At 67.9% G+C, this 2,443-nt stretch carries 2 protein-coding genes; both read left to right on the top strand.

All coding sequences use genetic code 11. The features are described 5' to 3' along the window. The first annotated feature begins 42 nt into the window (after window positions 1–42). Window positions 43–1,554 (top strand): IS21 family transposase, encoded by a 1,512-nt coding sequence (gene istA, locus HJG53_RS18190; protein ID WP_095686817.1) that lies wholly within the window; start codon window positions 43–45, stop codon window positions 1,552–1,554. Further along, a complete protein-coding gene (istB, locus tag HJG53_RS18195; RefSeq protein ID WP_095686818.1) occupies window positions 1,541–2,269 on the top strand; it encodes an IS21-like element helper ATPase IstB in 729 nt (242 codons plus the stop codon). Before istA ends, istB begins: the two co-directional genes overlap by 14 nt. The last annotated feature ends 174 nt before the right edge of the window (window positions 2,270–2,443 follow it).

Consider the following 2,443-nt stretch of genomic DNA (forward strand, 5'->3'; position numbering starts at 1 on the left):
CTAGGCTGCACGCTTGGCGGTGTGTCAGGCGGCGAGATCGGGATGTTGGTATTGGAGACGGTGTTGAGGATCCGACGCGAGCACGCGTCGGGGAAGGCCATCAAGGCGATAGCGCGCGACCTGCATCTGTCGCGTGGTGTGGTGCGTAAGGCGGTTCGGGCGCCGGAGGCGGACATGGCCTACCGGCGAGAGGTTCAGCCGTTACCGAAGTTGGGACCGTTCCAGGCGCGGCTCGACGCGCTGCTGGAGGAAGACGAGGCGCGGTCCCGGCGCGAGAAGCTGCGCATCACGCGTATCCACGATCTGCTGCTGCGCGAGGGATTCGACGGCTCGTACGACGCGGTGCGGCGCTATGCGGCCCGCTGGCGGCAGGCGCGGCGTCGCGACGTGATGGATGCACCGGCGTTCATCCCGCTGCTGTTCCGGCCGGGCGAGGCCTACCAGTTCGACTGGAGTCACGAGGACGTCGAGATCGCGGGCAAGCCGATGCGGCTGAAGGTCGCCCATGTGCGGCTGTGCGCGTCACGGGCGATGTACGTGCGGGCCTATCCCCGCGAGACGCAGGAGATGCTGTTCGACGCACATGCACGGGCGTTCGCCTTCTTCGGGGGCGTGCCGACGCGTGGCATCTACGACAACATGAAAACGGCCGTGACGAGCGTGTTCACCGGCAAGGAACGGGTCTTCAACCGGCGGTTCCTGGTCATGGCCAACCACTACATGGTCGAGCCGACAGCGTGCTCGCCAGCGTCCGGCTGGGAAAAGGGCCAGGTCGAGAACCAGGTGCAGACGGCACGCGGCCGGTTCTTCCAGCCACGCCTGCGCTTTGCCAGCATCGAGGAGCTGAACGGCTGGCTGGAGGCGGAGTGTCGCCGCTGGGCGGACATGCACCAGCATCCCGAGCAGAAGGAGTTGACGGTGGCCCAGGCATGGGCTGCCGAGCGTGGCGTGCTCCAGCCGGTCGTCGCGCCCTTCGACGGCTTCCACGAGAGCGAGCACGCGGTGAGCGGCACGTGCCTGATAAGCTTCGACCGCAACCGCTACTCCGTCTCCGCCAAAGCGGTGCGCCGGACGGTGCAGGTCCGCGCCTATGCCGACCGCATTGTCGTGCGCTGCGACGGTGAAGTCGTCGCCGACCATCCCCGGTTCTTCGGGCGCGACCGGACCATCTACGACCCGTGGCACTATCTGCCGGTGCTGGTGACCAAGCCGGGCGCCCTGCGCAACGGCGCGCCGTTTCAGGACTGGGAGTTGCCGCCCGCGCTGTCACGACTGCGGCGTAAGCTCGGCGCCGGTGATGATGCCGACCGGCGGTTCGTGCGGGTGTTGGCGACTGTGCTCGACGACGGGCTGGAAGCGGTGGAAGCGGCCGTGCGCGAGGCGCTGCTGGCCGGTGTCACCAGTGACGACGTCATCCTCAACATCCTGGCACGGCGGCGCGAGCCGCCCCGGCCGCTGGTCATCGTCACGCCGGAAGACCTGGCGTTACGCCATCCGCCTCGTGCCGACTGCCACCGCTACGACAGCCTGCGAGGTCTCCATGCAGCGGCATGAGATGATGGCGGCCATGGCCGAGCTCGGGCTCAAGGGCATGGCTGGCGCCTTCGACGAGGCGGTGACCACCGGGCTGCAGCGCAAGCGCACGACGATGGAGATCCTGACCGACCTGCTCCGTGCCGAGGCGACCCACCGCCATGCAGCGTCGGTCCGCTACCGGATGTCGGCCGCCAAACTGCCGGCCGTGAAGGACCTCGATGCCTTCGTCTTCGACGACACCCCCATCAACGAGGGGCTGGTGCGCTCGCTGCACAGCGGCTCGTTCCTCCCCGGTCGGCGCAACGTCGTGCTGGTCGGCGGAACGGGTACCGGCAAGACGCACCTGGCCAGCGCCATTACCGCCAACGTCGTGCGCGCTGGCGCTCGCGGCCGCTACTTCAACACGGTCGACCTGGTGAACCGGCTCGAGGAGGAGACCCGCCTCGGCAAGGCCGGCACGCTTGCGAACCAGCTGTTCCGTCTCGACCTCGTGGTGCTCGACGAGCTCGGCTACCTGCCGTTTGCCCGCTCGGGCGGCCAGCTGCTCTTCCACCTGCTCAGCAAGCTCTACGAGCGCACCTCCGTCATCGTCACGACCAACCTCGCCTTTGGCGAGTGGCCGACTGTCTTCGGCGACCCCAAGATGACCACCGCGCTGCTCGACCGCATTACCCACCACTGCGACATCGTCGAGACCGGCAACGACAGCTGGCGCTTCAAACACCGCAGCTGACGCCCGAGGCACCCGGCAGAGAACGCTTCGCGCTGGTTGCGCCTCCGGTCGGGCTACGCCCGCCCTACGCCGCAACCAGCGCGAACGGCGCGCCCGTCATACCTGTCACGCTGCTCGACGAAGGGGGTCTCTTTTGGACGCCGATAGGGGGTCCTTTTTGGACGCCGATTGACA

The sequence above is a fragment of the Sphingomonas sp. ID1715 genome (genome assembly GCF_013044515.1).
In the GTDB taxonomy this organism is placed as follows: Bacteria; Pseudomonadota; Alphaproteobacteria; order Sphingomonadales; family Sphingomonadaceae; genus Sphingomonas_B.